At 60.2% G+C, this 25797-nt stretch carries 23 protein-coding genes; 12 read left to right on the top strand and 11 right to left on the bottom strand.

What is annotated here, in order from left to right:
* Position 1: 1 nt before the first annotated feature.
* On the bottom strand, positions 2-2044 hold the full coding sequence (gene tkt / locus U5A67_RS12645; protein WP_321814893.1) for a transketolase: 2043 nt from the start codon (positions 2042-2044) through the stop codon (positions 2-4).
* 197 nt (positions 2045-2241) lie between these two features.
* On the opposite strand from tkt, the gene katE reads away from it, so the two are divergent.
* The gene (gene katE / locus U5A67_RS12640; RefSeq protein WP_321814894.1) at positions 2242-4377 is read left to right on the top strand and encodes a catalase HPII; all 2136 of its coding nucleotides are present in this window, start codon (positions 2242-2244) and stop codon (positions 4375-4377) included.
* 63 nt (positions 4378-4440) lie between these two features.
* Here katE and U5A67_RS12635 read toward each other — a convergent pair whose 3' ends face one another.
* The 5 genes from U5A67_RS12635 to U5A67_RS12615 all read right to left on the bottom strand — a co-directional run bounded on the left by U5A67_RS12635 (position 4441) and on the right by U5A67_RS12615 (position 8858).
* Positions 4441-4536, bottom strand: a complete 96-nt coding sequence (locus U5A67_RS12635; protein WP_321959713.1) for a DUF6496 domain-containing protein — start codon at positions 4534-4536, stop codon at positions 4441-4443.
* Between the two features lie 112 nt (positions 4537-4648).
* Positions 4649-4909, bottom strand: coding sequence for a hypothetical protein (locus U5A67_RS12630; RefSeq protein WP_321814895.1), 261 nt, complete (start codon positions 4907-4909; stop codon positions 4649-4651).
* Between the two features lie 66 nt (positions 4910-4975).
* Positions 4976-7381: a putative bifunctional diguanylate cyclase/phosphodiesterase gene (locus tag U5A67_RS12625; RefSeq protein WP_321814896.1), complete on the bottom strand. Its 2406-nt coding sequence runs from the start codon at positions 7379-7381 to the stop codon at positions 4976-4978.
* A gap of 137 nt (positions 7382-7518) precedes the next feature.
* A complete protein-coding gene (locus U5A67_RS12620) occupies positions 7519-8058 on the bottom strand; it encodes a carboxymuconolactone decarboxylase family protein (protein ID WP_321814897.1) in 540 nt (179 codons plus the stop codon).
* Between the two features lie 50 nt (positions 8059-8108).
* On the bottom strand, positions 8109-8858 hold the full coding sequence (locus U5A67_RS12615; protein WP_321814898.1) for a glucose 1-dehydrogenase: 750 nt from the start codon (positions 8856-8858) through the stop codon (positions 8109-8111).
* A 149-nt stretch (positions 8859-9007) separates the two neighbouring features.
* On the opposite strand from U5A67_RS12615, the gene U5A67_RS12610 reads away from it, so the two are divergent.
* Both U5A67_RS12610 and U5A67_RS12605 read left to right on the top strand, forming a co-directional pair.
* Positions 9008-9943 carry a LysR family transcriptional regulator gene (locus tag U5A67_RS12610; RefSeq protein WP_321814899.1) on the top strand — a complete coding sequence of 312 codons (936 nt, stop codon included), beginning with the start codon at positions 9008-9010 and terminating at the stop codon, positions 9941-9943.
* A 168-nt stretch (positions 9944-10111) separates the two neighbouring features.
* On the top strand, positions 10112-11290 hold the full coding sequence (locus U5A67_RS12605; RefSeq protein ID WP_321814900.1) for a GGDEF domain-containing protein: 1179 nt from the start codon (positions 10112-10114) through the stop codon (positions 11288-11290).
* 127 nt (positions 11291-11417) lie between these two features.
* Here U5A67_RS12605 and U5A67_RS12600 read toward each other — a convergent pair whose 3' ends face one another.
* On the bottom strand, positions 11418-11678 hold the full coding sequence (locus U5A67_RS12600; protein ID WP_205981025.1) for a hypothetical protein: 261 nt from the start codon (positions 11676-11678) through the stop codon (positions 11418-11420).
* A 267-nt stretch (positions 11679-11945) separates the two neighbouring features.
* Here U5A67_RS12600 and U5A67_RS12595 point away from each other — a divergent pair, with 267 nt between their 5' ends.
* The 3 genes from U5A67_RS12595 to U5A67_RS12585 all read left to right on the top strand — a co-directional run bounded on the left by U5A67_RS12595 (position 11946) and on the right by U5A67_RS12585 (position 14470).
* Entirely contained in the window at positions 11946-12752 is an 807-nt protein-coding gene (locus tag U5A67_RS12595) for an IclR family transcriptional regulator (RefSeq protein ID WP_205981024.1), read from the top strand.
* A 66-nt stretch (positions 12753-12818) separates the two neighbouring features.
* Complete coding sequence (gene ehuD / locus U5A67_RS12590; protein ID WP_321814901.1) at positions 12819-13574, top strand: ectoine/hydroxyectoine ABC transporter permease subunit EhuD; 756 nt, start codon at positions 12819-12821, stop codon at positions 13572-13574.
* Positions 13575-13612: 38 nt separating this feature from the next.
* Positions 13613-14470, top strand: coding sequence for a transporter substrate-binding domain-containing protein (locus U5A67_RS12585; RefSeq protein WP_321959701.1), 858 nt, complete (start codon positions 13613-13615; stop codon positions 14468-14470).
* A 78-nt stretch (positions 14471-14548) separates the two neighbouring features.
* Here the strand turns inward: U5A67_RS12585 and U5A67_RS12580 are convergent, their stop codons facing one another.
* Positions 14549-14974, bottom strand: coding sequence for a hypothetical protein (locus U5A67_RS12580; protein ID WP_321814903.1), 426 nt, complete (start codon positions 14972-14974; stop codon positions 14549-14551).
* Between the two features lie 24 nt (positions 14975-14998).
* On the bottom strand, positions 14999-15781 hold the full coding sequence (locus tag U5A67_RS12575) for a hypothetical protein (RefSeq protein WP_321814904.1): 783 nt from the start codon (positions 15779-15781) through the stop codon (positions 14999-15001).
* Between the two features lie 196 nt (positions 15782-15977).
* Here U5A67_RS12575 and U5A67_RS12570 point away from each other — a divergent pair, with 196 nt between their 5' ends.
* Complete coding sequence (locus U5A67_RS12570; RefSeq protein ID WP_321814905.1) at positions 15978-16895, top strand: class I SAM-dependent methyltransferase; 918 nt, start codon at positions 15978-15980, stop codon at positions 16893-16895.
* Between the two features lie 49 nt (positions 16896-16944).
* On the opposite strand, the gene U5A67_RS12565 is transcribed toward U5A67_RS12570, so the two are convergent.
* Positions 16945-18723, bottom strand: a complete 1779-nt coding sequence (locus U5A67_RS12565) for a tannase/feruloyl esterase family alpha/beta hydrolase (protein ID WP_321814906.1) — start codon at positions 18721-18723, stop codon at positions 16945-16947.
* Between the two features lie 482 nt (positions 18724-19205).
* Between U5A67_RS12565 and U5A67_RS12560 the strand changes: the two genes are divergently transcribed.
* From U5A67_RS12560 to U5A67_RS12545, 4 genes are read left to right on the top strand one after another with little or no spacing between them, the layout of a single operon-like run.
* Positions 19206-20354, top strand: a complete 1149-nt coding sequence (locus tag U5A67_RS12560; protein ID WP_321814907.1) for a porin — start codon at positions 19206-19208, stop codon at positions 20352-20354.
* Positions 20355-20362: 8 nt separating this feature from the next.
* Positions 20363-21043 (top strand): ABC transporter ATP-binding protein, encoded by a 681-nt coding sequence (locus U5A67_RS12555; protein WP_321814908.1) that lies wholly within the window; start codon positions 20363-20365, stop codon positions 21041-21043.
* A 13-nt stretch (positions 21044-21056) separates the two neighbouring features.
* Positions 21057-22022 carry an ABC transporter substrate-binding protein gene (locus U5A67_RS12550; protein WP_321814909.1) on the top strand — a complete coding sequence of 322 codons (966 nt, stop codon included), beginning with the start codon at positions 21057-21059 and terminating at the stop codon, positions 22020-22022.
* Positions 22022-23734 (top strand): iron ABC transporter permease, encoded by a 1713-nt coding sequence (locus tag U5A67_RS12545; protein WP_321814910.1) that lies wholly within the window; start codon positions 22022-22024, stop codon positions 23732-23734. The genes U5A67_RS12550 and U5A67_RS12545 overlap by 1 nt, the downstream gene beginning before the upstream one ends.
* A 75-nt stretch (positions 23735-23809) precedes the next feature.
* Here U5A67_RS12545 and U5A67_RS12540 read toward each other — a convergent pair whose 3' ends face one another.
* The gene (locus U5A67_RS12540) at positions 23810-24679 is read right to left on the bottom strand and encodes a hypothetical protein (protein ID WP_321814911.1); all 870 of its coding nucleotides are present in this window, start codon (positions 24677-24679) and stop codon (positions 23810-23812) included.
* Positions 24680-24864: 185 nt separating this feature from the next.
* Between U5A67_RS12540 and U5A67_RS12535 the strand changes: the two genes are divergently transcribed.
* Positions 24865-25677, top strand: a complete 813-nt coding sequence (locus U5A67_RS12535) for a class I SAM-dependent methyltransferase (RefSeq protein ID WP_321814912.1) — start codon at positions 24865-24867, stop codon at positions 25675-25677.
* Positions 25678-25797: the final 120 nt, after the last annotated feature.

Below are 25797 nucleotides of genomic sequence, written 5' to 3'. Positions count from 1 at the left end.
ATCAGCCTGCAATCTCCTTGAGCAGATCGCGCGCGGCGCGCACGACGGCATCCGCGGTGATATCGAATTTGTCGTACACGTCCTGGATTTTCCCGGACTCGCCAAAGCTGTGCATGCCGACAAACCGGCCTTCGGTGCCGAGGTAGCGATCCCAGCCCAGTTCGACCGCCGCCTCGACCGCCACTCTCACGGGCGAATCGCCCAGCACCTTGCGCTTATAGTCGCGATCCTGCGCTTCGAACAGCAGGCGGCAGGGCATCGATACGACGGCGGTCGGCACGCCTTCGGCCTGCAGGACGTCCCGCGCTTCGACGGCCAGTTGCAGTTCGGAACCGGTCGCGAGCAAGGTGACCTGACGCGGGCCGCCCTCGGCATCGTGCAGGATGTACGCACCGCGCGCCGAGCGGTTTTCTCCATCGGCGTCATGGCGTAGCAGCGGCAAGGGCTGGCGCGAGAGTGCGAGCAGCGCCGCCTGGCGCGGATGGTCGAGCACCAGTTCCCAGCATTCGGCGGTTTCAATCGCGTCGCCGGGACGATACACGGCAAGCTGCGGAATCGCCCGCAGCGCGGCGAGATGCTCGACCGGTTGATGCGTCGGGCCGTCTTCGCCGAGACCGATCGAATCGTGGGTCATCACGTAGATCGTGCGCACGCGCATCATCGCGCTCAGGCGAATGGCGGGGCGGCAATAGTCGGAAAAACACAGGAAGGTGCCGCCATAAGGAATCAGGCCGCCGTGCAGCGCGATGCCGTTCATCGCGGCGGCCATGCCGTGCTCGCGCACGCCGTAATGCACATAGGAACCGTCATAGTGGCCCGGCGTGATTTCGACCTGATTTTTAGCCTTCGTATTGTTCGACGGCGTGAGATCGGCCGAACCGCCGAGCAGTTCTGGAATCGCGGCGAACAGGTGATTGAGCACGTCGCCGCTGGCCTTGCGCGTGGCCATCGCTTCGCCGCTGGCGACGAATGCCTGGCGCGCCGCAGTGATCGCCTTTTTCCAGTCATCCGGCAATTTGCCCGCGGTGCGGCGCTCGAACTCGCTGCGTAATGGCTCGGGCGTCTGCTTGACGCGCTCGGCCCACGCGCTGCGCTTTTCGCGGCCTTGTGCGCCGACTTCGCGCCACGACTTCAATAAATCGTCGGGAATTTCGAAGGGCGGTGAATTCCAGTCCAGAATCTTGCGCGCGCCCGCGATCTCTGCTTCGCCAGGCGCGTCGCTATGAGCCTTCTGTGTGCCGGCTTTAGTAGGAAAGCCAAAGCCGATGATGGTCTTGCAGGCGATCAGCGTCGGGCGATCGTGCGTGGCGCGCGCGGTTTCGATTGCGTTGCGAATGGCGTCGGTGTCATGCCCGTCGATGTCGAGCACTTGCCATCCCGAGGCGTGAAAGCGTTCGATTTCATTGTCCGAGACGGCGAGGCTGGTCGCGCCATCGATGGAAATCGAGTTGTTGTCCCAGAACGCGATCAGCCGGTTCAGTTTCAGATGGCCAGCCAGCGAAATGGCTTCCTGACTAATCCCTTCCATCAGGCAGCCGTCGCCAAGAAAAACGTAAGTATGGTGATTGACGAGATCGTCGCCGAAATGCGCGTTCATGATGCGTTCGGCCAGCGCCATGCCCACCGATTCCGCAATGCCTTGCCCAAGCGGCCCGGTCGTGAGTTCGATTCCTTCGGCGTGCGAATATTCCGGGTGCCCGGCCGTCTTGCTGCCAACCTGCCTGAAGCGCTTGATTTCGTCGATCGTCATATCGGCGTAACCGGTCAGATAGAGCAGGCTGTAGAGCAGCATCGATGCGTGGCCATTCGAGAGCACGAAGCGGTCGCGGTCCAGCCAATGCGGATCGGACGCGTCGAATTGCATGAAGTCCTTGAAGAGGACTGTTGCCACGTCGGCGAGTCCCATTGGCGCGCCGGGGTGTCCGCTATTGGCTTGCTGGACCGCGTCCATCGAAAGAAAGCGGATGCAGTTCGCCATTGCGCGAAGATGCGGATCGCGCGGCGCGGGCACGGCGTGCGATGGCGTGGAATTCGGCTCGGTCATGGAAGTTCCTCGATAGCTTGCGTGAAAGGGGGCGAGCTTGCGGCGTCACATGCTGAAGTGATTCGTCAGCGCAATTTCCATACCGATTTGCGCGGGATTGGTATGGATCGGGCTTGGATCGATATCAATCAGGCATCGGCACATCGATTGCGCTTGAGTGTGGCCCGAAACCGCTCGAAGAACCTGAGGAGCCACCCATGCCCCATCGCAATCGTCCCGCTGGCAAGGCGCCAGCCAGTCAGGCCAACGCCGCGCATCCTGCGAATGCCAGCGCAGTGGACGCCAAGTCGCAAAGTCTCGAAACGTTCCGCGCGCACGCCGATGGCGAAGCGCTGCGCACGAATCAGGGCGTGAAGATCGCCGACAACCAGAACAGTTTGCGCGCCGGCCCGCGCGGTCCGACCTTGCTCGAAGATTTCATTATGCGCGAGAAAATCACGCACTTCGATCACGAGCGCATTCCCGAACGCATCGTGCACGCGCGGGGCTCGGCGGCGCACGGCTATTTCCAGGTCTATGAATCGCAGGCCAGGCTCACGCGCGCCGATTTTCTGCAGGACCCTGCTAAAACCACGCCGGTCTATGTACGCTTTTCGACGGTACAGGGCCCGCGCGGCTCGGCAGATACCGTGCGCGACGTGCGCGGCTTCGCCACCAAGTTCTATACGGACGAAGGCAATTTCGATCTCGTCGGCAATAACGTGCCGGTGTTCTTCATTCAGGACGCGATCAAGTTCCCCGATTTCGTGCACGCGGTAAAACCCGAAGCGCCCGACGAAATGCCGACGGGCGGCACCGCGCACGACACGTTCTGGGACTTCGTTTCCCTGGTGCCGGAAAGCGCGCATACGGTGATCTGGGCCATGTCGGACCGCGCGATTCCCAAAAGCCTGCGCACGATGGAAGGCTTTGGCGTGCATACGTTCCGGCTGATCGACGCTAAAGGTCACGCGCGTTTCGTGAAGTGGCACTGGCGGCCGGTGCTGGGTTCGTATTCGCTGGTCTGGGACGAGGCGCAGAAGATCGCCGGAAAGGATCCCGATTTCCATCGGCGAGATCTTTGGGAAGCGATCGAACGCGGGGATTATCCGGAGTACGAATTAGGCGTGCAGATTGTAGAAGAAGCCGACGAGCACAAATTTGGCTTCGATCTGCTCGATCCGACCAAACTCATTCCCGAAGAACTCGTGCCGGTTCAGTTGATCGGCAAGATGACGCTCAATCGCAACCCGGACAATTTCTTCGCCGAAACGGAACAGGTGGCATTTCATCCGGGGCATATCGTGCCGGGCATCGATTTCAGCAACGACCCGCTTTTGCAGGGGCGTTTGTTCTCCTATACCGATACACAGATCAGCCGTCTTGGCGGGCCGAACTTTCACGAGATTCCGATTAACCGGCCGGTTTGTCCGTTTCAGAATAACCAGCGCGACGCCATGCATCGGCAGACGATCAACGTAGGCCAGGCATCCTACGAACCGAATTCGGTGGGCGAGGGTTGGCCGAAGGAAACGCCGCCGAAGGACGGCGGTTTCGAAAGCTATCAGGAGCGCATGGACGGTGCAAAGGTCCGAGTGCGCAGCGAATCCTTCGCCGATCATTTTTCGCAGGCGACGATGTTCTATCAGAGCATGTCCGAACCGGAAAAGGCGCATATTCTTGCGGCCTATTCGTTCGAACTGGCCAAGGTCAAGCGCACGGAAATTCGCGAGCGTGTGGTCAATGAAATCCTCGTGAATATCGATGCGGATCTTGCGGCGCAGGTCGCGAAGGCGCTCGGTATGAGCAAGCCGAAGGCGGGTCGCAAGCCTGGCAAGCCGCATCCCGCGAGTTCGCCCGCGCTGAGTTTGTTGAATCGCGTCAAGCCCGGTATCGCCACGCGCAAGATTGCGCTTCTGAGTGCGCCGGGCGCGGATGGCGCGACGCTCAAGCAACTACGCGACGCGTTTGCGAAGGAGGGGGCGACCGCACTGCTGATTGCGCCAACGCTCGAACCCATCGACGGTCTTGCACCGGATGCGACGCTAGCGGGCATGCCTTCGGTCATGTTCGACGCGGTGTTTATCCCCGGCGGCGAGAAGGCGGCGCAGACGCTCGTGCAATCGGGCGATGCGCGTCACTTCGTGAACGAGGCTTTCAAGCATCTGAAGGCGATTGCTGCGGTGGATACGGGGCGCTTGCTGCTGGCGGCCGCGCAACTGCCCGATCATGCGGATGGCGTAGTACAGGGCGATGCCGCCGATCTGAAGCGAGTGATCGACGCGTTTATTGAAGCGGCGGGGCAGCACCGTATCTGGTCGCGTGCTGCGCAGGCTGAATCGGTGCCTGCATAAGGTTTGCGTGTCTGAAGCGCCTTGGCGAGCGATTCGCCTTGGCGCTTCAGCATGAAACTTGAATCACTTCGAATGCTTCTTCGGAATCTTCGCGCCTGATTTACGCGCTTCATTGAGCGCAATCGCTACGGCCTGCTTTTGCGGCTTGCCCTGTTTCATCTCCGTTTTGATGTTTTTCGAAATGGCTTCGCGAGACTTTCCCTTGCTGAGCGGCATGATCGTTCTCCCGTGTGAAAACCTCTACGCCTGCGCAGTGCGCATGCCCGCGATCTTATTTTACTTTGGCGGCGCTGGCGGGTTCGCTGCGGATCATCCGATCGTTGGTGGGCTGCTGGGGCTTCCTGACAGGCATATTGTCGGGATTCGTCGCACTGGCGGCGCCGGGCGCGGCAGCGGGCGGTTTGACCATGGGTGTGATGGGCGGTTCGGCTGGCGTGCTGGGCGACTGCGCGATAGCGGGCGCACTGCACAGTATCTGCGCAGCGCTGGCGACAACGAGCGCGAAGCGCAAACGTGGCGCTGTCATTTTCATGGCGATCTCCGAAAGCGGGCACACGCCGTTTCCGCGCGCGAATACCATGCCCGGTTGCCGGGAAAATCAATCCGCGAGCGTCGTTGTCAGAAGGGACGCGTTTGCGGCAATGTCGGCAATCCCGCCAGCGCTTATCGCCTGGCTATATAAAAAGCCCTGTGCATGCGTGCAGCCGTTCTGCAGCAGGAAGTCGCGATGCCCGTAGGTTTCGACGCCTTCCGCAATCAATTCGAAATCCAGTGCCTTCGCCACCGCAATCACGGCCAACGCAATGGCTTCCGTTTCCGCGTCATGACCGATTTCGCGCACGAATTCGCGATCGATCTTGAGGCGATCGACGCGAAAGCGCTTTAGATAACCCAAACTCGAATAACCCGTGCCGAAGTCGTCGATAGCGATACGCACGCCCATTTCGCGCAGCGTCGCGAGCGTTCGCGCAGTGAGTTCGGGGTTGCGCATGAGTGCGCCTTCCGTCACTTCCAGTTCGAGCAGTTCGGGCGCGAGGCCCGAATCGGCGAGTGCGTCGCTCACCTGCGCGATCAGATTGCCATGTTCGAGTTGCAACGGCGAAACATTGACCGATACGCGCGTGGGCCGCGCCGGATCGCGATTCCATTGCGCCGCTTCACGACAGGCCTCGCGCAGCACCCATTCGCCGATACCGCGAATCAGCCCGGTTTCTTCCGCAATGGGAATAAAGAGCGCCGGCGAAACGCTGCCCAGTTCCGCATCGGTCCAGCGCAGCAAGGCCTCCGCACCGATCATCGCGCCCGTTGCCATATCGAATTGCGGCTGATACAGCACGTTCAGTCCGCCGCTGCGGAACGCCTGGCGCAGACGCGTGGAAATGCGCAGACGCGAAGTTGCGGCTTCGCTCAATTCCGGGCGATAGAACTGATACTGATTGCGGCCATTTTGCTTGGCGAGATACATCGCGGCATCGGCATTGCGCACCAGGTTTTCCGCGTCGTCGCCATCGACGGGATAAAGACTGATGCCGATACTCGCTTCGATAAAGAGTTCGTGGCCGAGCACCTGAATCGGTTCGGTCATGGCGGCCAGCAGCGCGTCGAGCATCGGCATCAGCAAGGGACGCGTGCCGTCGCAGAACATCATGAATTCGTCGCCGCCGTAGCGCGCCACGGTGCCGCTCTCGCCAACCACGCGCTCGATACGCCGCGCGATCAAGGCGAGCAAGGCGTCGCCCACGCGATGGCCGAGCGAATCGTTCACTTCCTTGAAATTGTCGAGATCGAGAAAGATCACCGCAAGCGTTCTGGCCGACTGGCCCGCACGTTGCAATTCGAGCGCGATGCGTTCGTCGAAATGCTTGCGATTCGACAGACCGGTGAGCGCATCGTATTCGGCGCGATGCTGGAGTTCGGCCTGAACCGCGAGTTGCGCGGTGACGTCTTCCATTACGCACAACGTCGCGCTGCGTTCATCGAAATCCGTCTGCAGGTGAAACACATTCATCGAACGCAATTCGCCGTTGCGGGTGCGATGCTCCCAGATGGCCGTGCCGCCGTGCTGCGCGCGTCCGGGCGCGAGCGACGCACCGTGCAGCGCGGTCTCGTCCATGCGCAGATCGGCGAGCGACATGCGCAGCATTTCGTCGGCGCGATAACCCATCGCTTTGACCGCCATGTCGTTGACGGCGACCAGACCGGACGTTGCGTCGTCAACGATCCAAATCGGCAATGGATTCTGCTGGAACAGACGCTGATATTTCTGCCGATTGCTGTCCGCCGTGCGCAACGCTTCGCGCAGCGAGGCAGTCACGCGCGCATTGCGTTGCAAAAACGCAAGCAGTAGACATGCCGCTGCAAGACCCGAACCGAGCAGCAGGGCAGCGACGCGCTGCGAATCCCTGGACGCCTGCGTGACCGATTGTTCCAGATGCGCATCCTCGTCCACGCGGATTTCGCCGATCTTTTCCATGGTCTGGAAAAAGCGCGCATCGAGCTCGCCCAACGAAGGCGTCGCCACCGTCACGCTGCCGGGATAGAGCAGGGCGCGCATCGCCAGTTCATTGCTCAACTGGCCCAGATGGCGAATCATGTCTTTGAGTTCGTCGAGCAGCGCGAGACAGCGCTCGCGGCCTTCGCAGGTTTTCTGCGCGGCGTTGGCGTGGTCGATCAGCGCGGGCAGCGGATAGATATAAGCCGCGCGCCGGTAAAACGGCCGCGTGCCGATCACCGTGTAAAGCTGTTCGTGCTCGTCGAGCAGCGTATTTTGCAACTCGTCGAGATTCTGTTTGACCGACTCGACCGCGTGCTGCTGGGTCAGCGCGTTGCGCTGTTCGTGCACCTGCTTGAGCGCGAGGGTCGTATTCAGGGCAATGGCCGCCAGAATCGCGACAACGGCAAGAGGCGCAACAAGCCGCGCGCGCAACGCCGCCGCCGGTCGTTTGAGGACCGGATCATGGCTATCATCGCTCGTCTGTGTGTCGCTTTTTTGACTGCTCGTCATCGGGTTTCCCGCCATCAATGCCCACGGCTTATCGACAGCTAACGGAGCTAACTTGAGGGGTAAGCCGATGCACTTTGGGCTTTATTTGCGGGGCGGCGGGGAGTGCCAGAACCGGTCTGTCGCTCCCCGTCTGGCGATCAAGCGCGCAGCGCGGGCGCCGCCGGGAAATCGACCGGTACACGCGTGATGGCGTGTAAATAATTGGTCATAATCTTGTCGCCAATCACCATGATCGTGTCGACGAGATTCGCCTTTGTCCAGCCAGCCGCGAAGAACGCATCGACGAGTGCCGGGTCGGCATGACCGCGTTCGACTGCGATGTTTTTCACGAGGCGGGCGAGTGCATCGAACTTCGGATCGAAGCTTGCCGTGCCGGCGCGAATCTCCAGAATCTGCTCGTCGCTGAATCCATTCATCTTGCCGATGACCGTGTGGGCAGCGAGGCAGTACGCGCAGTCATTGACCTGACTGACGACGAGATTCACCACTTCGCGTGCGCGGCCCGTGATACTGCTTTTGGCATTCTGCAGTTGCAGATAATTGCCGAGTGCGTGTTCCGAATGCGCGAAGGTTGCATACAGGTTCGGCACCATGCCGAGGCCCGCTTTCAGCTTGTCGAACAGGGCCTGGTTTTCGGGCGAAACGTCGTCACGAGTCGGGATGTTGATCGTTTGCATGTTAGTCATCCGAAGTAAATGAAGTGATGGGATTGTTGCGCGTGTTGTGCTTATTGCGCGACATATCCGCCATCGACGGCAATCGACTGGCCGGTGAGAAAGCGCGCCTTGTCGCTGGCGAGGAACAGGATGGTTTCGGCGATTTCATCGGGCGATGCGGCGCGGCGCGCGGGCACGGTGGCGAGCAGGCCGGCCTTGTTGTCGTCGCTGCCGCCGGTGAAGCGATCGAGCATATTCGTCGCCACCGGGCCAGGCGCCACGGCGTTCACGCGCACGCCCGTTGCGGCGCCTTCGAGGGCCGCGCTTTTCGTCAGGCCTTCGACCGCGTGCTTGGAGGCGACGTACACCGACGCGCCCGCTATGCCGACCAGCCCCGCAATCGACGAAAGATTCACGATCGAACCGGCGCCTTGCTCCAGCATCACACGCATTTCGTGTTTGACCGAAAGCAGCGTGCCCAGCACGTTCGCGGAGAACGTCTCTTCGTAATTCGCGGCCGATTGCTCGACTATCGGCGCGATGTGGCCTTCGGTGCCCGCGTTGTTGACGGCCACATCGAGGCGGCCAAAACGGTGCACGGTCTGCTCGACCAGTTGCCGGACGTCGGCTTCGTAGCGCACATCGGCACGCACGAATTCCGCTTCGGCGCCAAGGGCGCGCAGTTCCGCGGCCAGCGCGTGACCGGCTTCTTCGCGGCGGCCGCTGACGACCACGCGGGCGCCGTCACGGGCGAAGGCGAGCGCCGTGGCGCGGCCGATGCCGGTCAGTGCGCCGGTAATGAGGACGACGGGTGAGTTCATGGCAAGACTCCTGGGTGGGTTTCGATTCTGTTCATTCGTGGATGTAATCGCGGATGCGATGGGTGAACTTTGATTGATTCCACTGATTTGCAGTAGCCGTCTAGTAGGCCTATTATTCAGTCCAGTCAGGAATGAATTAGCGAGCTGAAATGGACAAGCTGCAATCGATGGCCACTTTTGTGCGGGTGGTGGAAGCGGGGAGTTTTTCTTCGGTCGCGCACGAACGCGATACGACGCAGAGCGCGATCAGCAAACAGGTGGCGGCTTTGGAGCGCGTGCTAGGCGTGAAGCTGCTGACGCGCACCACGCGCTCGCTTTCGCTGACCGAAGAAGGCGCGCGCTATTTCGAAGAAGCGCGCCGGCTGGTGGCCGAAATCGCCGAGGCCGAAGGCGCGCTCCAGCGCGGCGAGCAGCAGTTGACCGGCTGGCTGCGGATTGCGGCATCGGTGGGATTCGGTCGCCTCAAGCTGATGCCGATCGTCCAGACTTTTCTCGCGGCGAACCCTGGCGTGAAGATCGATTTGCGCCTGCATGACAGCTTCGTCGATCTGGTCGAGCAGGGCATCGACGCAGCGGTGCGCATCGGCGATCTGGGCGATAGCAGCCTGGTTGCGCGCCGCATCGGCACTTCGCACCGGCAGATCGTGGCGCACCGGCGTTATCTGCGCGCGCTGCCCAAGGGCGTGACGACGCCGCGCAAACCCGATGACCTCGCCCAGCACAACTGCATCGTCTACACCGAGCTGGCGATGCGCAACAACTGGCCGTTCACCGCGCGCGCGGGAGCGGCGCAGCCCGAAGGCGCAACCTGCATCGTGCGCGTCGATGGCAATCTGCAAACCAACAGCAGCGAAGTGATTCGCGCGGCGACGCTGGCGGGGATGGGCATTGCCTACGCGCCGAACTGGTTGTTCGACGAGGAAATCGCCAGCGGCGAATTGCAGACGCTCTTGACCGACTGGCAGCCGCCGCCCATTCCCGTCCACCTGGTCAGCCCGCGCGAGCGGCGCAATTCGGCGAAGGTGCGGGCGTTTGCGCAGCATCTCGCCGAGGCGCTGGCCGATGACGAAGGCGCCCGGCACTGAGCAAGCAGGACGAACCCGGTATTGCCCTGTTTGCAACTAACTGCCAACCCCGCGCCGATCCGTCCAACACCTTCGGCGGCAAACAACGCGTTAGCGATAAACGGTAATTTTTCACGGGTGTCGTGCGATACGATACGCATCGGACCTTTCGCCGCTACAACTATTCTTATGCCTAGCGCTTTCGCACTCCTGGGGATTCTGATCGTCTCTTGTTTGATGAGTGTGGCCGTGCTGGGCTCGCTGGTGCGTACCACGGCGCCGGGCGTCAGCCGCTGGTGCGTCGGTTACGGGCTGCTGGCCGTATCGTCGTGCTGGATTCTGGTCGGCGGGATGGGTGCCGGCGCAATCACCGTCATCGGCGTGTCGTTCACGACGCTGGCCGCCGTGCTCGTGCTGGTGCAGGGCACACGCCAGTTCTTCGGCCTGCAGCCGGTGCGACGCGACGAGTGCATCGCGCTGATTGTCGTCTGCGCAGCGCTGCTGTACTTCACCTGCATTTCGCCGAACGTGGATGCGCGCGGCGTGCTGATCTCCATCGGCCTGATTTACGGGCGCATCGTGCTGGGTGTGCTGGCGCTGCGCCACGCGCCGCGCGAAGGCTCGCGCTACGCCTGCCGGCTGATCGCGGCGGCCGCGTGGCTGGGCGCGTTGGTCTATGCTGCGCGCATCGTCGTGATCGTGCTTGGCAAGGCGCCGACGCTATCGTTCCTGCAGCCGTCGCCGTGGAACGTGGCGCTGCTCGGGCTGGCGATCGTCTCTTTGCCCTGTATTTCGACGGGCATGGTGATGCTCGCGCACGACCAGATTTTGCGCAGGATGGAAAAGCTCGCGACGATCGACGAACTCACCGGCGCGCTGACGCGGCGCGCCTTCATGGAAAAAGCGCATGCGCGGCTGGTGGAGTTGCGCGAGCGGGGCGCGCTGATGTCGATCGCCATTCTCGATATCGACAAGTTCAAAAGCGTCAATGACAGCTTTGGTCATGCGGTCGGTGACCGGTTGCTAGCGCACGTTTCCGCGGTCGTATCCGCGCACTTGCGGCCCGGCGATCTGTTCGGGCGGCTGGGCGGCGAAGAGTTTGCCGTGCTGTTCGCGCGCGCGGGCCAGCACGACGCGGTGGCGATGACGAATGCACTGCGCATTGCCGTCGAGCGATCGGCTGCGGATGGCGTGAGCTGCACGCTGAGCGCGGGCGTGGGCGGCGTGATGTACGCGGATACGCTGGAAAGTGCGATGGTGCGGGCCGATGCTGCGCTCTATGTGGCGAAGGCGGCGGGGCGTAATCGCGTCATTGTGTCGTCGCAAGACGATGAAAGCGCATCGCCTCGAATTGCCGAATCGCGCTGAGCGAAAAACTCATTACGCACATTTTCGGCAAACAAATCTTTTATTTAAAAAAGTTAAGTGGATTGATGTGCCGGGCATAAATCGACATGAAGTCGATGTGAAGCCGACGTGAAGCCGACATGAAACATTACGCTTCCAGCAATCTCGCCAGCAAAAGATCGATTTCGTCGAACTGAATTTTCGATAATTGGTGAGTCTGCATAATTTCGCGCAAACGCTTGCGCCAATAAGCCGGCGGCAAACCTAAAGTATTCATATCCTGGATAGACAATCGCTGCAGCATCGACTTGATATGCAAAATATCGTCGTGCGCGATTTTTGATGAGGTAGCGCCCGACATTTTTGGTCGCGCGCCAATTTCCAGACCCCGTTCAGAGATTATTCCCATTGTTTTTTGCCGCAGAAACGGTCACGCGCAAGCCCTGAGCGCGATGCCGGCCTTGTCGCCTCCAGTTGCCATCTGATTGGATTCAGCGCCTGGCGAGCCCTTTTCGCCGGGAGCCAATGAATTTATTCGTTCGGCACTACCGAACGCTGTTCGGTAAGATTATTTATGGTAGGTTGCACACTAATGACTGTCAATGTCGAATGTGCGAAGCGGTCCATCGCTTCAAACCATTGTCCGATTCGCTAACGGTAAGAACATGAAATAAAAATGACCCAAACCGCACAAAGCACTGAAGACCGATATGCACTTCGCAGCGTCAGCCGGGCGCTCGATGTTCTGGAAGCACTGGGGACCGGCACGACAGATGGATCGACGGTGGCGGAAATCGCCACAGCCATTGGCGTTTCAAAGAGCACGGCATTTGCCTTATTGCAGACGCTGCTGGCGCGTAATTTTGTAATCGACGTGCGTCTGGGCGGTTCGCGGCGCTATCGGCTGGGATTTGCGCTCGTGCATCTTGGCGATCGCGCGGCAGCGGACGTGGGCGTGTCCCAACTGGCGATGCCGGTGCTCAGGGAGTTGACGGAAGTGACCGGCCTCACATCGCGGCTCGCCGTGCTCGATGAAAACGGTTACGCCGTGGCCATCAATCGTGTCGAGGCGCCGGGCATCGTGCGCATTGCGTCGTCGCTGGGGCAGCGTGAATTGCCGCATTGTTCGGCGCTCGGCAAATCGCTGTTTGCGCTGCTACCGCCCGCGCGCGTCGTCAAGCTGCTGGCGCATACCGGCATGCCGCGCCGCACGCGATTTACCCGCGTGACGCCGGGCGAACTGATGAACGATCTGATTCTGGTCGCCGAACGCGGCTACGCTTTCGACGACGAAGAGGACAACATCGGCGTGGTGTGCGTGGGCGCGGCCATTACCGATCGCGATGGAGCCGGCGTGGCGGCGATCAGCGTGACCACGCTAAAAGGCGATTTGAGCGACGACTATTTGCATGATTTGGGACGCACATTGCGTAAATATGCAGAGCGCATTAGCCAGATGCTGGGCGCTCAAGTGCAGTCATAAATTGATGGGCGGGGCCGGCGCAATCGATCGCCGGCCACCGCACTCACCGCGACGTCCGGGGATTTCATGTCGACTCATTTTCTCGATCTGTTCGATTGGCAAGACGTTGGAGGCTATCTGCCCGAATTGCTGCAGGGCGCGCTAACGAGCGTGCAACTGACGTTCTGTATTCTGGCGCTTGCGCTGCCGTGCGGTCTGCTGCTGGCGATCGCCCGCATCAGTCACACACGCGTGCCACGTTTGTTTGCAAGCGCCTATATCGAACTGATCCGCGGCACGCCCGCGCTGCTGCAGCTTTTCTATATCTATTTCGTGTTGCCTTCATTCGGCATTCGCTTCGCACCCTTTATCGCCGGGGTCATTGGCTTGTCGATCAATTACTCCGCTTATCTGGCCGAGGTATATCGCGCGGGCATCGAGGCGGTGCCCAAAAGCCAGATCGCGGCGGCCAAGGCGCTCGGCATGTCGAACGGCCAGACCTTGCGGCTGATCGTGCTGCCCCAGGCACTGCGTATTGTCGTGCCGCCGCTTGGAAATTATGCGATTTCGCTATTCAAGGACACATCGCTGGTTTCGATCGTGACCGTCAAGGAATTGATGTTCACCGGGCAGATTGTTTCTTCCACAAACTTTCAGTACGCGACGGTCTTCACGATAATTGGTGCAATATATTTGTCGCTATCGTGGCCGAGTGCATTCGTCGTGCGATGGCTAGAGCGCAAGATGGGCAGCCCCCGGCATGTGAATGTATCGACCGGTCCACGATGGATTGCGCGTTTTCGTGCGAGGGCTAAACAAACCGGTAACACAAACACCATTTAATTATTACGTCGGCCAAACCAATCATACTGGAGCCTTTCGTGCGCAAAATAATACTGGCGGTTGTCACTGTATTGACGGGGATTGTCGGGTTGTCCAATGCCTATGCCGATGACGGCGCTGCAATGAGCGGCGTGCGTTTCGACGGCGGCGACGGTTCATACACACGGGCGGTGCGCGACGGCGTGACGCTGGCTATCGCCAACGATCCGCCCTCGACCTTTCAGGACGACAAGACGCATCAATTCGATGGCGCGGATGTACGCATTTTCCGCGAAGTGATGAAGCGGCTTGGCGTTACGAAGGTCAATTGGCAGATCATGCCGTTCGACGCGATGATTCCGGCTCTGCTTTCCGGGCGCGCCGATGTCATTGTCGACAATCTGCACGAGAACGAAGCGCGGCTGCGCGTCGTGGCATTCACGAGCCCGGCGTACTGGTATGGATCGGCGATTGCGGTGCAAAAGGGCAATCCGTTGAATATTCACGGCTGGGACAGCTTTGCCGGTCATACCGTTGGTACGTTGCGCGGCAGTATCAATCACCAGCTCTTGCAGGGGCGCAAGGATCTTAAGGAACTCAAGCTCTATACGAGCAGCGAGGCGGAATTCGCCGATCTGATGGCCGGGCGTATTGATGTGGCGATGGAAGACGGCATCAAGATCGTGCAATTCCTGAAGCAACATCCGTCGTCGAGCATGGAAATGGTGGTCGACTATAAGCCTTTGCCGCAGGAATATGGCTATGCGCGCTACGCCGTGCGCAAGAACGATGTCGATCTGAATCATGCTGTCTCGCGCGCGCTCGACGAAATGCGCGCGGATGGTACGCTCGCTTCGATTCTTAAACAGTTTGGCTATAGCGATCGCAATCTCTGGTATTTCCCGGTGAAGGATTGAGTTTGCCGGTTCGTTAATGAAAAAGGCCTGGCGATCGCGCCAGGCCTTTTGCGTTTACATCGGTGTGCTATCCACGTGTTATCCACGCGCCTGCAGGCTGTCGAACGTGCCGAGCAGCGCCTGCATGGCGTCCTTGCAATCGGATTGATTCGGCGTGCTGGCGCGAAGGGCTTCCAATGCGCGGTCGATGGCTTTGTCGAGGCGATGCCAGTCGGCGGGCGCGCGTGGCTTGAGGCCGGCTTCGGCTTCGTCCCACGTTACTTCGAGTTCTTTCACGCGCGTCTTTGCGCCGGAAAGATCGCCGTTATTGACCTGGGTGGTCACGTCCGCAGCAATCGCACGAAACGCCGCCAGATCGCCGAGCGACGAAACGGTTTGCGTGGAACTGGCCGCTGCCGCGTTCGTGCTGGCGGAATCGGTTGAACGGGAACATCCGCTCATTGCCAGGGTGAGCGCGACGAGCGCAGCGCAGAGGGCAGAAAGACGTGCGAAACGAATCGACATGATGTTTCCTTGCTCAAGGATGTGTTATTTCGTGAGGGAATGCGTGTGGTCAATGCGCGCGTGCCATTGCGCGGCGCTCACCAGTCCGATAATGGCGGCGAGAAACAGCGCGCTTGTCCACTGGGCGCCAAAACCCAATCCGCCGTAGTGCTGCGCCTGCGTGAGCAGATCGCCTAGCGCCGCGCCGAATGGTCGCGTCAAAACATAGGCGATCCAGAATGTCGCAATGGCGTTCGCACCCATGCGCCAAAGCAGCCAGGTCAGTGCGATCAATGCACCGAATATCAGGACGCCTCGCGTAAAGCCGAGCCCGATCGCTTCGGTTGCGAGATCGCCCGCTGCGGTCCCGAGCGCGAAGGTGCAGAGAATGGCCGCCCAATAAAACGCCTCACGCTTTCGCGTGACGATGGTGTGGATCGACAAGGTGCGTTCGCTGCGATACCAGAGCGCAAAAATCGCGCTGAGTGCGATTGCAAAGCATGCGGTGCTGGCATAAAGACTCACGCCGAGTTTGTCGGTCAAGAGATCGGTGATCTGCGTGCCGACGATACTCACCAGTACGACCGCGAACCAGTAAAGCCAGGGACGAAAGCGCGGCGAACCCACTTGCAGCACGAGAATCGCGCAAAGCAGGGTGCCCATGATGGCGCTTGTCAGCCCTTGTCCAAGGCCTGCGTTGACAGCCAGTGAATCGGCGCCCGTTTCGCCGACGGTCGTGGACAGCACTTTCACGACCCAGAACGACAGCGTGATTGCCGGCACCTTGTTTTGCAGGGATATTGAAGGGGTTGAATGCGTAGTCGTCATGGCGCGTTCCGCGAAAGTTGAATCCGCCGGGATGGCTTCGATTACGCACAGCTTACGGTTGAAAGACTTAGCTAACGCTTAGCTTGCAATGCAAAATAACATTAAGGTTCCCCTAAGCGAGTAACGCAGAGAATTCCTTCGGCATGCGTGAAATCGGCCCGACTGTGCGTGCCCGATTCGCAAACAGGAATTCGTCGTGAACCCAACCGAGATGGCAGCGGCCCCCGATCTGTGGGCGGACTGGTTATTGCATAAGCGCTTTTCAAACGACGCGAATGTCGAAAGCGCATTGCGAAGCAGCATTGAAACTGACGTCGATCGAATGCTCGATCATGCGCAATTGAAAGCGGGCATGGCGCTGCTCGATGTAGGCAGCGGTGACGGCACCGTGGGCTTACGTGCCATCGCACGCGTGGGCGCGGCGCTGAACGTACACATGAGTGATGTTTCTCCCACCTTGCTCGATCACGCGAAACAGCGCACGCACGATGCGGGCGTGGCATCGCAATGCCGGTTTTCGCTGTGCGATGCGCAGGCGCTAACCGTCATCGAAGACGCTTGCGTGGATGCCGTGACGACGCGCGCGGTCATCGGCTATTTGCCGGATAAACTCGCGGTATTTCGCGAGTTTTATCGCGTGCTCAAACCGGGCGGCCGAATCTCGCTGGCCGAACCGATCCGGCGCGACGAAGCCTTCGAAGTGTGTTCACTCAGAAAGCTCGTGGAAGCGGGGCGCGACGCGCCGGAGAATCGCTTTTTCTCCTTGCTGCATCGCTGGAAACGTACGCAGTTTCCCGATACCGAAGAAGCGCTCGCCACCATGCCGATGACCAGTTTCAGCGAGCGCGATCTCGTCAGTTGCGCCATGTTGAGCGGCTTCACCGATATCCATATGGAGTTTCATATCGATATTGGCGCCGCAATCAGCCGCTCGTGGGACAGCATGCTGGACAGCACGCCATTTCCCTGGGCACCGACATTGCGCCGCGTGATGGACGAACAATTCAGCGTAGAAGAAAGGCAATTGTTCGAGCAGGTGTTACGTTCGGATATTGGTGCCGAACGAATGCGTACGGCTACGCGTATGGCGTATATATCCGCGGCGAAACCTTAGGCATTGCTGTGCGAAAACGGGTGCGTTGCCGCACCCGTTCAATGACTCATTACGGAGCCGCAACGCCCAGCGTTGCCGCGGTGTAAGGCGTATAGAAACTCGCGCCGGCCCAGGTGTGCGTCGGCTGGTTATAGAGCGCCGCGCCTTGCGTCCAGTTCGCACCGCTATGCCAGTCGCCGCTGCCGCTGTATCGCGCGACGGCCGGATACGGATAAACCGGGCGGCTTGCCGTGACCGCATTCGACGAATCGGTCTGATACGTCATGACGGCATTCGGCGCGGTGCCGTGCTCGGTCCAGGCCGTGATCTGCGAAACGAGGTCGATGTTCGGGAAGCCTTCGCCGCCGCCGCAATGACCCACGCCTGGCACGAGGTAAAGGCGCGCAAAATCGCTCACCGTAGACGCGCCCATGGTGTTCTGCATCGCCTCGTAGTATTGGATCGTGAAGAGCGGCGAGATATGTTGATCGGCCCAGCCGTGCCACAGAATCAGTTTGCCGCCGCCCTTTTTGAATGCCGAGAGATCCGGGTTGGTCGCGTCGTTGAGTGCGTGATTCGCCTGCAGGTAGTTGGCGTAGAAACTCGTATCGGTAAAGCCGAACGTATCCACCGTCGGCATGGTGGGCGAGCCCGTGAAAATCAGGTTATACGCGCCCGAAACAATCAGGTAGCTGAAAAGACTCGTCACGGGAACGGGCGTATCCGTCGAATTCGTGGTGGGCACTTCCACGCCGATCCAGTTGGCCTCCGAGCCAAATTGCGGCGAGCCGGCCAGCATGCGCTCGCCGGTTGTAGCGTCGACCGGGCCGCCATAGATCTTGCTGGCGGTGGCCACTTCGGCAGCCGTCAAACAGTTGCTCGTGCTGGTCGCGCCATTAGCGCATTCGATCGAAGCGGGATCGAAATTGCAGGTACGCGGGTCGGCCAGCAAGCCGTCGGCCACACCTGTCTGACCGCCGCATGCCGCCACCACGGCCTTGTGCAGCACGAGTGCCTTGTCGGCATAAAGAATGGCGTTGCCGGTGCTGTCGCCGGTCGTGCTTTGCGACTTTACGCTCCAGCCGTGATACAGTGAATTCTGGACCTGGAAATGCGCAGCCGGTGCGCCCGCGATAATGCCGTTGTAATCGGTGGGGTAGCGTTGCGCGGCCATGAGTGCTTCGCGTCCGCCGTCCGAGCAGCCAATGAAATAGGCGTATTTCTGCGTTTGACCGTAATAGGCTTTAATCAGTTTTTCGGCGGCGAGCGTGGTGATGTGCTGGCCGCGATAGGCGAAGTCGGCGCGTTGCTGTTCGTTGCTTGTCCACGTGCTGCTTTGTCCCGAGTGGCCCATGTCCGTCGCGGCGGTCACGAAGCCGCCTTGCTGTACGAGCGGGCAGGTATAGCTGAAGCTGAACGAACTCTGCTGCGTGGGATCGCTCAACGTTCCGCACAGGCCGCCGCAACCTAATTCGGCAAAGCGTTGTGTCCAGGTGCTGACCGGCAGCGCGACTTCAAAGGTATTGGACGGCGCGAGCGTGCCCTTCACGGTGCAGAAGTTGACCGAAGCGCCATTGATAGTGGCTGTCGTGACGGTCGCCGAAGTAATCGTGCTGCCGGGTCCGCCAATATCCGTTATATCGACTGCAGCCAGTTTCGAACAGTCCGTCACCGGCGCCACTACGGCCAAAGGCGTATTGGCGGTGCTGCCCACGCTACCGCCGCTTCCACAGGCCGCGAGCAGGGCGGTGGCGAGGGTGGCTGCGAAGGTGGCTGCAATACGCGCGAACCACGATGAAAAGCGCGCGTGCGTAGAGCGGGGCAGGCGCTCCAGGCGTATTCCTCTCATGCATCATCTCCTTGTTTTATCGTTGTTAAATAGCCGATTCGTCGCGCTTTTATGCGATCAGTAATCCTGCATAAATGGCGATGCGGTACAGCGGTTAATCGATGCAGATTCCGCCAGAGGTTATGGAAGGAAAGATATCGAGTCGGCGTGGCCCGATCAACGGGCGGGTAAACCATCAAACCGCTCGATTGGCTTACCGGCTTGCGAGAGAAAAGTATGCGGATGCGATGGGAACGACACGCGAAAGCGCACACCATGCCGCACCGCATTCGTTCTCACGGCGATCTGGCTGCCGGCCAAACGCGCCACGCGGCTAACATCGCGATAAGGAAAAATGATGGCAAAAGCGCAAACTCGCAAGCGCGCCCCAGGCGGCGCAGCCGCCATCAACCAGCAATGAACGCTTGAAGGACTGTCATGCGGTTGACTTAAGCAAAGCTTACATTCACGGCTCAAATTGAATCCCAAAGAGGACATAACCCGTGAATCACTCCTACCGCTCTACGGCGGTGGGCTGCTGTCTGGCCTTCGCGGCCAGCCTGCCGGCCTGCGCGCTCGCTCAATCCAACGCCACCGGTGACGGCTCCGTCACGCTCTACGGCATCATCGATACAGGCATCGAATACCTGACGAATGCATCCAGCTCGCAAGGGCAGACGCATAGCGTCGAACGTCTCACGTCCGGCAATATGTCGGGCTCGCGCTGGGGCGTGACCGGGACCGAAAACCTTGGCGGCGGCACGCATGCGTTCTTCCGCCTCGAAAGCGGCTTTAACGTCGATAGCGGTGCTTCGCTGCAAGGCAGCCGCGAATTCGGGCGTCTTGCCTACGTGGGGATCGCCGACCAGACCTGGGGCTCGTTCTCGCTGGGCCGTCAAGGCGGCCTGTTTCTCGATTGGGTCAGCGAATACAATCCGCTGAAAAACGCGGTCTATGCGATCAAGATGCAGGACCCGGCGTTTTCCGACCGTCTCGACAATACCGCGCGCTACGAGCAGCATTTCGGCGATCTGGCGGCCATCGTGCAGTACAGCTTCGGCTACGACAGCGTGACGTATGGCGCGCAACCGGCTGGCGATACGCGCCTCGCGCGCGTGATCGAAGCGGGCCTGCGCTACAAGCACGGGCCATTTAGCGCGACGCTCGTATACGACCAGAAGAACGGCGGCAGCACGAATCGCACCGCAGCGATGACAACCAAGGGCGGTGGCTACGAAGGCAATATCGACCGTCGCGTGGCATTGGCGGCGAGCTACAAGATCTCGACGGTGACCACCTACGCGGGTTATCGCTATCTCAACTCGCATGCCATCCATCTGACGACGCTCGACAGCGCGTCGCCGGCGGAATCGACCAGCCTCTACTGGCTGGGCGCAACGTGGCTCGCGAGGCCCGATGTGGCGTTTTCCGGCACCGCGATGTACCAGAACTTCTATGGCTCTTCGCGCGATCCGTGGTCGTTCCAGATTGATGCGGACTACTTCCTTTCGAAGCGCACCGATCTCTATCTGAACCTTGCTTATGCGCTCAATCGTAACGGCTCGAATCTGGGCTTGAACGGCTTTGGTTCGGATGTGGTGGCGGGCAAGAACCAGTTCGGTCTGATGGCTGGCATTCGCCACAAGTTCTAGGAGCGGGCATGAAGGGCGACAGCATCTCGATCCATTTGCGTGGATTACGGCAGCGCTTTAACGGCGTGAGCGTGCTCGACGGTATCGATCTCGACGTGCTTGCGGGAACGACGCTCGCGCTGCTCGGGCCGTCCGGCTGTGGCAAGAGCACCTTGCTCAAACTGCTGGCGGGATTGCTGCGCCCCGACGAAGGCCGCGTGATGTTCGGCAGCGAAACCGTTGCCGATGCATCGCAATGCGTGCCGCCCGAAGCGCGCGATCTTGGCATGGTGTTTCAGGACTATGCCTTGTGGCCGCATATGACAGTGGCGGGCAATGTGTCCTTTCCGCTCGAAATGCGCGGTGTGCCGCGCGCCGAACGCACCAAGGCGGTCGCTGATGCGCTCGCCCTGGTGGGTTTGCGGGAGCTGGCATCGCGCCGTCCGTCTGCTTTGTCGGGCGGACAGCAGCAACGTGTGGCGCTGGCGCGCGCGATTGTCGCGAGGCCACGCGTGCTGCTGTTCGACGAACCGCTTTCGAATCTCGATGCGCCGCTGCGCGCGTCCCTATGTGAAGAAATCCGCGCGGTCCTCGCGCAGTTGGGCACAACCGCCGTGTACGTGACGCACGATCGAGCCGAAGCCGATGCGCTCGCGCATACCATCGTCACGCTTTCGCACGGCAGGGTTGAACATACTGTCCATCGATAACGGAATCGCTACAATGCCAAGACTGATTGCTTCAACTCTCTGTTCCCTTTTTCTGGCCTTCGGGCTGAATGCTTCCGTGCACGCTCTCACTGTTTATACCGCCGGCCCCGGCAATCTCAGCAAAAAACTTGCGCAGGGTTTCGAGCGCAAGACCGGTATCAAGGTCGATCTTTTCCAGGCCACCACTGGCAAGGTGATGGCGCGCATCGAAGCCGAGGCCAGCAATCCGCACGCCGACGTGCTGATTTCCGCTTCGTGGGATACCGCAGAGGATCTCGACAAACGCGGCTGGCTCGCACCGTATACGAGCCCGAATGCCGAACACGTTCCGCCGATGTTTAAAACACCTGACTATGTGGCGCAGGGTATTTCCGCGCTCGGCATTGTCTGGAACAAGAACACGGGCAAACCCGAGCCGCGCGACTGGCGCGATCTGGCCCAGCCCGCGTATCGCGATCAGGTGACGACGCCGAACCCGGCGCTCTCCGGTGCATCGCTCGATTTGTTGCTGGGTTTGCAGGATCGCCTGGGCGAAGGGGCATGGTCGCTATTCGATAGCCTGCACAAGAACGGTATGGTCGTGCTCGGCCCGAATGCGCAGGCAATCAATCCCGTGCTGCAGGGCGCGAAATCGGCCGTATTCGGCGCCGTCGATTATGTGGCGTATGCGGCCGCGGCAAACGGCGAAGCGGTCAAGGTAATTTTCCCGACCAGCGGCACGGTCATTGCACCGCGTCCGATGATGATTCTGAAAACCTCGCGTGTTCAGACCGAAGCGCGTGCGTTTATCGATTATGTGCTTTCGGATGAAGGGCAGAGTCTTGTCGCGGCGGCGTATCTGATTCCCGCTCGCGACGATATCGACACGCCGCGCACGCGCCTGAAAGATCTCAAGCTTTTGCCGCAAGACGACGGCAGCAATACGAAATCGCGCGCCGACGTTCTGAAGCGTTTTAACGCACTCTTTGGCGAACACTGATGGCGAGCGTGCCCGCACGAAACCACGCGATGCGGCGCGCGTGGTTGCCGGTGCGCGCCAGCCGCTTTGCGGGCATCGGCGCGCTGTATGCCGTGCTTGCGCTGCTGGTTGTGTTGCCGATCGCCTTCGTTGCGCTACAGGCGCTGTTCCCTGAACTCAATCGCGGATCATTCGCGCATCCGTTCGCTGCCGTGCGTGCCACATTCGGCGATCCGGCAACGTGGCCGCTGTTCGGCAATACACTGCGATTCGGCGTCACGGTGGCGGTGCTGAGTCTTGCGATCGGTGTGCCGCTGGGCGCATTGCGTGGCCTCGTGCGCGTGCCGTTCGCGCGCTGCTGGGACGTGCTATTGCTTGCGCCGTTTCTGATTCCGCCTTATCTCGCGGCGCTTGGCTGGATGCTGCTTTTACAGCCTCATGGTTATTTAGCGCAAATTGCCGGTTTCGATCTGGGTGCTGCGTTGTTCTCGTTCGCGGGCATTGTCTTCGCCATGACGATGACGGTGTTTCCGGTGGTGTACTTCTCCGTATCGCGCGCGTTGATGGCGGCCGGCGGTCGACTCGCGCAAGTTGCGCGCGTGCATGGCGCGACGCCGTGGCGCGCGTTCGTGCGCATTACGCTGCCGCTCGCCGCGCCCGCAATTGCGGCGAGTGCGTTGCTCGCGTTCACGATGGCCATCGAGGAATTCGGCATTCCCGCAGCGCTTGGCGCACGCGCAGGCGTCAGCGTGCTGGTGACGTCGATCGAGGCACGCTTTTCCGATTGGCCAATCGATCTGGCAGGTGCATCCGTGCTCTCCGCATTGCTCGCATTGACGGCGATGCTGGCCTTCGTGCTGCAACGGCGTTTGCTCGCAGGCCGCGACTTCGAGACGCAAACCGGCAAGCCCGCTGCGCACGAACTCATCGAACCGGGCTGCTGGCGCGTGCCGCTCGTGTTGCTGTTTCTCGTGACGACGTGTTGCTCGACCTTCGCGCCTATCGGCGCAATCGTTGTCACTTCGTTCATGCGCACGCTCTCGGGTGGCCTCGCGGCGAGCAACCTAACATTGATGCACTACGGCTCCCTCTTCGCCGCAGGTGAGGGCGCAAGCGCCTTGCTCACGAGTCTGGGGCTTGCGGCGGCCACGGCCATCGTCACGGGTGCGCTGGGTTTTCTCGCCGCGTGGGTCGTGGTGAAGACGCGCACGCCGGGTCGCGCCGCGCTCGACGGCATGACGCTGATACCGCATGCCATGCCGGGCATTGTGATCGGCGTGGGGCTGATTCTCGCGTGGAATCTGCCGATATGGCCAGTCACGCCCTATAACACGTGGACGATTCTGCTGCTCTCGTATGCCTGTCTGATGCTGCCTTATCCCGTGCGTTATGCGAGCGCGGCGCTGCGGCAGATTGGCGGCAGTCTTGAAGCGGCGGGGCGCGTGCATGGCGCGAGCGGTGTACAGGTGTTGTGGCGCATTGTATTGCCGCTGGTGGCGGCGCCGCTCGCGGCATCGATGATGATTGTGTTTGCCGTAGCGTCGCGCGAGCTTGTGACTTCATTGCTGCTTTCGCCGAGCGGCGTGCAGACAACGGCCGTGTATATCTGGCAGCAGTTCGAACAAGGATCGATTGGCGACGGCATGGCGATGGGCACGATGCTGCTACTGATTAGCGGCGCGCTGCTGGCGCTGGCTTCGCGTCTGGCTGGACGTATCGATACATCGGCCTGAAAAGATCAAACCGTATCAAGCGGAGTGGATAGCCGGACCATTCTGGTCCGGCTATTGTCGATTTATCTCACGACATTACTGGCTGCAAAAGCCCGTTTGATACTTGTAGACCCACGCCGTTTTCGTCGTACTCGGCGACAGTACCCAATTCGTCATGCCCTGAAGCGTGTCGAAAATCAGTTGCGAGCGCGACGTCACCTTGTCGGTGAATACGCCGTCGTCGTTGACGTCCACTTCGAATGAGATTTCCGCGAGTGTCGGCGCGGTCGAGCCATTCGTGTACCACACCGTCATGGTGAAATCGGCATCTTCCTGACCGAGATCGCTGGTCGGTCCGCTGTACGTCAGTTCATGAATCGAAAGTCCGCTCACCGGCACGAGCGACTGGCTGCTGATGCTGTCGAAAGCGGTGGTGGTGGGAAACAGATCCTTGATGTCGCTGAGGTGATTGATGTTCTTCGAATCGGCCAGCGGTTCCTTGGTCGAATGCGAGAAAACATGATTCGACGGCGGCGTGATGTCCTCTTCGAGTTTGCTGCTGGCTTTGGATGAACTGCCCGTTACATCGGTATTGGCAGAGGTGCTTTCATCTGCGGAGCCAAATTTGAGCTCGATTTCGCGGTCGCCGCTTTCGTCGCGCTCGCGCATGGAATAGCCGATCGATTTGAGCGGGCAGGTGCCTGCTGTGTCGTAGTAGAGCACGGTGCGGTCGTCGTCGGCTTTGAAGGTTTTCGTGACGGTGCGATCGAAGCCGTTGGCCGCCAGGCTGGCCTGAAGATCCGTGAGAAAGCGGTTCGCCGTATCCGCGGGCGTGCCCGTGAAAGTAGCCGGGTTCAACAGGACTTTATATTCGCGGCTGCCGACGCTGGGCGTCTTTGCCTGTGCGACGCTCGCCACTGCGAACAGGGCGATAACGGCTGCATGATTCCATGTGATCTTTGTCATTTCGGTTCTCATGAGTTGATTGAGTAAATCTCGGGTGATGCGTTCGGTAATTTAGGGTAACGAAATGACGTGGTGGTGAAAGCAAGACTATTGAGTCGCTGTGTCGGCTGCTTTCCGTTGACGGGCGTGGCATACGCGATCACCATGATGCAATGGCCGTCATTGAGCGCTATCAGGGAGGCATCATGAGCGAACGCGACAAGGTGTTTGCGGGTTCGATTCCGCAGTTCTATGACACGTTGATGGTTCCGCTGATCTTCGATGTCTACGCTCAGGAGGTAGCGGCAATCGTCGCTGCCATGTCGCCGGCATCCGTGCTGGAAACGGCCGCCGGCAGCGGCGCCGTCACACGCGTGCTTGCGCCCCAACTGCGGGCCGACACGCGCTACGTGGTCACCGATCTCAATCAGCCCATGCTCGACTACGCCGCCGCGAAGCAGGGCGTAGACGCGCGAATCGAATGGAAACAGGCCAATGCACTCGCGCTGCCATTCGACGATGCATCGTTCGACGTGGTGTTCTGCCAGTTCGGTGCGATGTTCTTTCCCGATCGGACCGCGGGTTATACCGAAGCGCGCCGCGTGCTCAATATTGACGGGCGCTTTGTTTTCAGTGTCTGGGATCGCATCGAAGAAAACGAATTTGCGGATGAAGTGACCGGTGCATTGGCCACATTGTTTCCGAACGATCCGCCGCGCTTCCTGGCGAGAACGCCGCACGGCTACCACGATGTCGCGCTGATTCGCGAGGATTTGCGCTGTGCCGGGTTCACCGATATTCGAATCAACACGTACACGAAAGCGAGTCGCGCTCAATCCGCACGCGAAGCCGCGACTGCTTTTTGTCTGGGAACGCCGCTACGCAATGAGATCGAAGCGCGCGAGGCCAGTTTGCTTCAGCCCGCGATCGATTGTGCAACCAGGGCAATCGCAAGCCGCCATGGCAAAGGCCAGGTGAGTGGCCGGATTCAGGCACATGTGATCGTCGCCGCAAGTTGATGACGTTTCTGCGTTAAGTGCCTATGCCGTTGGTCGCCGTGACTTTCCCGCATTGCGGGAAATAGATTCCTCTTTTCGCTCTAGGTTCGATCCGGCCTGCGAATATACACTCGCCCAAAA

Source organism: Paraburkholderia sp. J69-1 (genome assembly GCF_905220255.1).
Lineage (GTDB): Bacteria > Pseudomonadota > Gammaproteobacteria > Burkholderiales > Burkholderiaceae > Paraburkholderia.
Note: the sequence above shows the minus strand (reverse complement) of the source record. Positions and strands in the feature narration are given on the sequence as shown.